The following is a 6,888-nucleotide window of genomic DNA, read 5'->3' as shown; positions in this document are numbered from 1 at the left end:
GCATGCCGAGCCTAAGCGAGGCACCGAGTGGTGGGGCAAAGCCTTTTGCTTCCTTTTTGGCGTTTGAAAAAGGGAGTCGCCGTAAGGGCGAAACCCTAAGTGGCCGTTACCGCAGCAATGGATATGTACTCGGTAAACCAGTCGATCAATGACCTAACGCCAATCAGCAACAATCCCATGCTCCAACGCAAACGGCTGCGCCGCAATCGTCCGGCGCTGAAACCCTGGCGCCTGTTCAGCAGTAGCCAACCACAACATCACCGCCGCCGGCACATGAGGCGGTGCACTGCCGGAACGCAAAGCGATCAACCCCTTGTCACCGATAGTGGCCTTGAGCGCCTCAGTCGTGACCACCCCTGGATTGAGGGTGTAGGCGCGAACGCCAAGATCACCCAACTCCGTGGCCAGCACCCCGGACAGTCGCGATACCGCCGCCTTGCCCGCGCCGTAGGCATAACCCCAACCGCCCTTGCCCGCCGCCACCGGTGGGTCGCTTTCGCCGGCGCCGGAGGTGACATTGATCACCACCCCGCCACCGCGCGTCACCATGTGTTCCGCCACCGCCTGCGTCAACAGGAACGGTGTGAGGATGTAGCCCTGGAACATCCGCTCCAGGGTCTGGGCTTGCAGGTCCATGAACCCGGCGTTGAGGTCGCTGCCCTGGTAGATCGCGTTGTTGATCAGTACGTCGATGCGCCCATACTCGGCCAGCACCGCCTGGCAGGCGCCCAGGGCCGAGGCGCTGTCGAGCAGGTCCATCGGCACGACAAGCACCCGGCAACCGAGATCGCGCAACGCCTGCGCGGTGCCGTTGAGGCTGCCAGCCAGCGGCGCTCCGGTGGCGTCGCGCAGGGCATGTTCATGTTGTTCGCCCTCGTTGAGGGTTCGGGCGCTGATTGCCAGGTCGAAACCGGCGCGGGCGAACGCCAGCGCCGCCTCGCGACCGATACCACGGCTGGCGCCGGTGATGAATGCTACCTTGTTCATGCAAGTTCCTTTCAGAAGCGCGGGGCGCGGACCATGGCGTCCATGCCGCCGTCGACGAACACTACACTGCCGTGGACAAACGACGCTTGCGGCGATTGCAGGAAGGCCACCACGGCGGCGATCTCGTCAGGGCAACTGGAGCGGCCCAGGGGCGCGACGAAATCCCGGGTTGCCTGGCCAAAACGCGCATCGTCCAGCGACGCCTGGTGCAACGGGGTTTCCACCGCACCCGGCGCCACCACGTTCAACCGCATGCCCTGCTTGCCCCAGCTCACGGCCAGGCTGCGAGCATGGCGGCTGATGGCGTATTTGGAGGCCGCATAGGCCACGTGAGGCTGGCCGAGGATATTGGCCAGTTCCAGCGCCTGGGCCTCATCGCCTGCAATCATCGCTTCCACCATCGCCTCGCCGTCGACGCCTGAATGAGTCGCCGCCACCGAGCCGATCACCAGTGCCGCCGGTTGTTGGCCCTTGGCTAAAGCTCCTTGCAGACCATCGAGCAACTGGCTGACGCCGAAGTAGTTGACCGCCAGGATCAGGCCGCAGGTCGGCGCCGTGACACCAACCCCGGCGCAGCAGACCAGTCCGTCGAGGACGCCGCCGCTGAGCTCGAGCACTTGGGTGATGGCTGCGTCACGACCCTGGGCAGTGGACAGGTCGGCAATCACTTCGGCGTTGCTGCGATCGATCCCGATGACCTGATGCCCGGCGGCGCGCAGGGCGGCGGATACGGCGGCGCCGATTCCCGAGGCGCTACCGGTGATGGCTGTAATTGGCATAGTGGTTCTCCGTGATAGGTCTGCCCAGTATCGACAGGGCGATCACGGGACGGCATCGTCCGTGCGGACTAAAAATTGATGCGCAAGAGCGAGAGGAGATTGGGGTTGCCCGCGAGCCAGACGCCGCGGTGTGTCTGTTAAACCGCGTTATCGTTCTTCGCCGGCAAGCCGGCTCCTACAGGAGCCAGGCTTGCCGGCGGAGAGACATCAGGCCTGGCGATACATCGGCACGGCCAGTTGCGGCGGTGGCACCTTGATTTTTGCCGCCACTTTCAACGCAAGCTTGGGTTTACCCAAGGCCACCACGCTGTTGAGCATAATGCGCACCAGCTCGGTCTGGCGCCGCACGCCGGTCTTGGAGAAAATCGAGCGCAGGTGCGCCCGCGCGGTATTGCGCCGGATGTTCAGAATCTCGGCAGCTTCTTCCAGGGACAAGCCGTTGGCCAATTCCATGGCCAGGGCGGTTTCGGCCTTGGTCAGGTTGAACAGTTGCTTGGTCACCACTTCGCTGGCCAGGGATTTGCTCGACGCATCGCGGATGTACACCAGCGCCGCCGGCTGGCCCTTCTCCTCGGCCCAGTCCAGGGACGGGATCGATTCGACCACCACACCGAGGTTGACCAGCCCGGAAGGACGGGTCACCGACATGGCCTCGGCGTCTTTCGGGGCATCCGGGGAAAACGCGGCGCGAATCAAGCGTTGCAGCTCGCGGTTATCGCTGGGGTAAGTCGCCTCCAGGCGCCCGCCCACCAGTTTCAGGCCGTCGGAACGGGCGAGGATTTCCTGGGCCACCGGGTTGACCCGCAACACGCTGCCACTTTCGTCGAGTACCAGAGTGGCCACCGACAGGCGACTGATGGCCTGGGAATACAACTCACTGAGCGACTCGCTGCGATCGAGCAGGTTGTGCAACTGCAAGGCCCGGCGCAGGTGCGGCAGGAACATGGCGCACAGCGCCCGCTCGTTGGCGGAAAAATTCGGCAAGCGTTTGGGGCGGGTGATACGAAAGCGCACCTTGCCACCGTCCGGCGTGGAAACGTCGGCGCCCATCACGTGGTACACGTCGTTGGGGCCGCAGAACGCCTTGAAGTAGGCGCAGCGCTCCCACTCCGTGGCGCTCATGACGTCATCGACGGTGAACACTCGGTCCAGCGGCTGGTTGACGAATGGCGTGTTGGTGCGTGGATAAGCCATGTAGTTGACATCGCCGGCACCTTCGATATCGCCGGCCATGATCATCACGCCCATGTCGGGTTGGTCCGGCACCCGCAGGATCAGGGTGACGTAGTTGGCATCGTAGAGCTTGAGGAAGCTTTTGAGGGCGTTGGCCATCAGTTTCGGATCATGGGCGCCATCGTAGACTTCGCCCACCAGCGCATTGAAACGTGTGAGGTCCAGGCCAAGACTCGCCAGGGCATCAGGGGTCAAGACAACGTCTTGCATAGTCTTCTCCTCGCTCGGGTAAGGACGGTGCCCTTCCCTTGTTATTTTTATAATTTCGGCCAGGGAGAACTCGGGTTCTCCCTCTTGACTACTACTTGCCCGCCGGGGCGTGCGAATCAGTTTCCTTATCGCCTTCATGCCCCGCAACAGGCGGGGCAGGTTTATTTCCTGCTACTGGGTATCACGCGCAGCCGGGCTGTTCTTCATCCGGAATTGACCTTGGGGTGCCGCGGGTTGGCGTACCCGTTCGCAGACCAACGGTCGGCCGCGGTTGAACCAGGCCGCCAGCGCCGGCAGGAGGAAAATCGCCCCCAGCACGTTGACCAGGAACATGAACGACAGCAGCACGCCCATGTCCGCCTGGAACTTCAGCGGTGCGAACGCCCAGGTACAAACCCCGATGGACATGGTCACGGCTGTGAACACCGCGGCCGTCCCACGCTGACACATGGCCTCGTAGAACGCCTCACGCAGGTTGGCGCCGCGCAGCATTTCGTGCTGAATGCGTTCGTACAGGTAAATGCCGTAGTCCACGCCCACGCCTACCCCCAGCGCCATCACCGGCAAGGTCGCAACCTTCAGGCCGATCCCGAGCAGGGTCATCAGCGCGTTGCACAGGATCGCGACAATCGCCAGCGGCACCAGAATGCACAGCACCGCGCGGATCGACAAGAAGGTCAGCCAGCAAAACAACGCCACTGATCCGAATAGTGCCCCCAGCATGATCACTTCGGCGCGCTTGACCGCCTCGTTGGAGGCCGCCATCACCCCGACGTTGCCGCCGGCCAGGAGGAATTCGACTTGCGGCGAGCTGACTTCGGCGATGATGCGCTTGGCCTCGCTGATCGCATGGCTGACGGTGCTGCCTTCGTGGTTGGCCAGGAACACCAGGATCTGCATCTGTTGGCAACCATCGGTGACCAGTCCGTCATCCGGCACATAGGCCCGCGCACCCTGGCTCAAGCCCCGGGACGAACCCGGGATCGCCGCCCAGCGCGGATTGCCTTCGTTGTTGCCGGCGATCACCCGCTTGCCCATGTCCGCCACGCTCTGGATCGACTGCACGCTTGAGACGGTGCGCATACGGAAGTCGAAGGCTTCCACCGCACGCATCACCGCGGGTGACAGGCAGCCTTCGTCGACGCCCTTGACCTGGACGAACACCGACAACACATCGAGACCGATGGAGTAGCTGTTGATGATCTTGGCGTTGTCCTGGTTGTAGCGCGAATCGGCCCGCAGCTCCGGCGCGCCTGCGCCGATGTCGCCCACTGCGAGGTCGCGAGCCTTCCAGGCCCCGGCCGCCAGCAGCAACAGGCTGATGGCGAAGACCCCGAGGGCCGGACCCGGTTCGGCAAGCGCCGACAGGCGCCACCACAGGCGATGCCTGCCCGCCGGCCGCGATTGCGCCCGGCGCAACAGCGCAGGTTCCAGGCGCAGGTAGGAAATGATCACCGGCAGCATCAGTTTGTTGGTGATGATCATCAGCATCACGCCGATGCAGGCCGTCACCCCCAGTTCGTGGACGATGGGAATGTCGATCATCATGATCACCGCGAACCCCAGGGCGTTCATCAGCAAGGCCAGGGAGCCGGGGATGAAGATCTTGCAGAACGCCAGGCGCGCCGCTTCCCTGGAGCTGCTGCCGGCCAGCACGTCCTGCTTCCAGGCGTTGGTCATCTGCACCGCATGGGACACGCCGATGGAGAAGATCAGGAACGGCACCAGGATCGACATCGGATCGATGCCCAAGCCCAGCAGCGGCAACAGCCCCAGCAGCCAGACCACCGGCAGCAACGCCACCAGCAGCGCCACCACGGTCAGGCGCAGGGAACGCGAATACAGCCACAGCAGCAACCCGGTGATCACAAAGGCCACGACAAAGAAGCCGATCACCGTGTTCAGCCCTTCGACCACATCGCCCACCAGTTTGGCGAAGCCGACTATGTTGATCTCGATGTCAGGACTGTTGTACTTGGCGCGAATCTCTTCCAGGCGCTTGGCGATTTCGACGTAGGACACCGGCTGGCCGGTCTTGGGGTCGGTGTCCTGCAAGTCGGCACGGACCATGGCCGACTTCAGGTCGTTGGCCACCAGGCGGCCGACCTGTCCGGAGGCCGCGGTGTTACTGCGCACCTGTGCCAGATCCTCAGGGGTGCCGCTAAAACGCGGTGGCACCACCACGTCGCCAAAGAACCCTTCCTCGGTAATTTCGATGTAGCGCACATTGGCGGTGAACAGCGACGTCACGCTGGGGCGGCTGACCCCGGAAATGAAGAACACGTCGTCGGTGACTTTGCGCAGGGTCTCCAGGTATTCGGCGTTGTAGATGTCACCCTCGCCTTTCCAGCGCACGCTGACCAGGAAGCGGTTGGCGCCGGTGAAGTAGCGGCTGAACTTGAGAAAATTGACCATGTACTCATGACGCACCGGGATCTGCTTGTTGAACCCCGGGTCCAGTTGCGTGTGAGTCGCGCTGTAGCCCAGCCCCAGCGTCACCAGGACAAACAGCAACAGCAGTCCCTTGCGCCAGGCCATCAGGTAGTCCGCGCACGTTTCGACGCAGCGCGTCACCCAGTGTTTACCTTGATTCATTGCCTGCCTCTCATTTACCGGGTGGCCTCTGTGGCCACTAGGGCAGCAACGCTGCCACCTGAACCCTGCAATACCCCGCGCTCGCCCCCCACCAGCAGGCGCGAGCCCACCATCGTCGCCGAGGTCAACGTACCGAGCCCGGCCAGTCGCGCGACACCCACCAGCGCGCCCTGTGCATCCAGGCGCACCACCGAGCTGCCGGCGCCGACGATCACCAGCCCCGAGTGATCGGGCAGCAACACATGGCCGTACAGCGGCAGTTGATTACCCACGTTGATCTGGCTCCAGCTGTCGCCAAAGTCGTGGCTGACGTACACATGCCCGCGCATGCCGTAGGTCACCCAGTTGTCCGCGCTCAGGCGCACGATGCCGAACAGCGAGCCGCTGTAGAACGCCGGCAAGGTCTGCCAATGCTGGCCGCCATCGGCCGTGCGCAGCACCAGGCCTTGCTCGCCCACCAGCATGCGTCGGCCATCGTCGCCGCCGGCCATGCTGTTGAGGTGGGCGCTGTCGATGTCCAGGGCCTGCGGCGTCCAGGTCTGCCCGGCATCGGCAGATTGATAGAACTTGCCGAAGCTGCCGAACGCCATGACGTTGTCGCCACCGCTGCTCCAGATGCCCAGCAATGGCTCGCCCAATTCACTGTCGTAGCGGATTTCCTGCCAATGGCTGCCGGCGTCCGTGGAGCGCAGGATCAAGCCGTCGTGCCCCACCGCCAGCAAGCGCTGTGCGTCCAGCGCCACCAGGGCGGTCAAGGTGGCATCGCGCTGCGGGGTGACGCTGGCTGGCTGCCAGCTGACGCCCTGGTCGTCGCTGAGCAGGATGCTGCCGCGTTCGCCCACGGCGACCACGCGCGAGCCAAGATTGAGCAGGCCGTTTATCTGCACCCGGTCCGGGCGTGTGGCCAACAGTTCTGCCTGCGGTGGGGTTTTGGGTGAAAAGGTGTAGCCAATGGTCAAGGCGACCACCAGGCAGACCAGGTAACCGATCACAGAGCGCATGAGCAACGCTCCTGTTCAGGGCACGCGTGCATGGGGCAAGTCATAGGGCCAATCCTCTTGTTCTTGTCAGGCGCCAGGGCATG

At 63.7% G+C, this 6,888-nt stretch carries 5 protein-coding genes; all 5 read right to left on the bottom strand.

Annotated elements, in window-relative coordinates; all coding sequences use genetic code 11:
• Nucleotides 1–153: 153 nt before the first annotated feature.
• Entirely contained in the window at nucleotides 154–987 is an 834-nt protein-coding gene (locus HFK74_RS30100) for an SDR family NAD(P)-dependent oxidoreductase (protein ID WP_180206714.1), read from the bottom strand.
• An 11-nt stretch (nucleotides 988–998) separates the two neighbouring features.
• Nucleotides 999–1,766, bottom strand: a complete 768-nt coding sequence (locus HFK74_RS30095) for an SDR family oxidoreductase (RefSeq protein WP_180206713.1) — start codon at nucleotides 1,764–1,766, stop codon at nucleotides 999–1,001.
• A gap of 207 nt (nucleotides 1,767–1,973) precedes the next feature.
• Complete coding sequence (locus tag HFK74_RS30090; RefSeq protein ID WP_180206712.1) at nucleotides 1,974–3,209, bottom strand: helix-turn-helix transcriptional regulator; 1,236 nt, start codon at nucleotides 3,207–3,209, stop codon at nucleotides 1,974–1,976.
• Between the two features lie 171 nt (nucleotides 3,210–3,380).
• A complete protein-coding gene (locus tag HFK74_RS30085; RefSeq protein WP_180206711.1) occupies nucleotides 3,381–5,804 on the bottom strand; it encodes an RND family transporter in 2,424 nt (807 codons plus the stop codon).
• A 14-nt stretch (nucleotides 5,805–5,818) separates the two neighbouring features.
• Nucleotides 5,819–6,805, bottom strand: coding sequence for a YCF48-related protein (locus HFK74_RS30080; RefSeq protein WP_180206710.1), 987 nt, complete (start codon nucleotides 6,803–6,805; stop codon nucleotides 5,819–5,821).
• Nucleotides 6,806–6,888: the final 83 nt, after the last annotated feature.

This window comes from Pseudomonas sp. SbOxS1 (genome assembly GCF_013416725.1).
Taxonomy (GTDB): domain Bacteria; phylum Pseudomonadota; class Gammaproteobacteria; order Pseudomonadales; family Pseudomonadaceae; genus Aquipseudomonas.
Note: the sequence above shows the minus strand (reverse complement) of the source record. Positions and strands in the feature narration are given on the sequence as shown.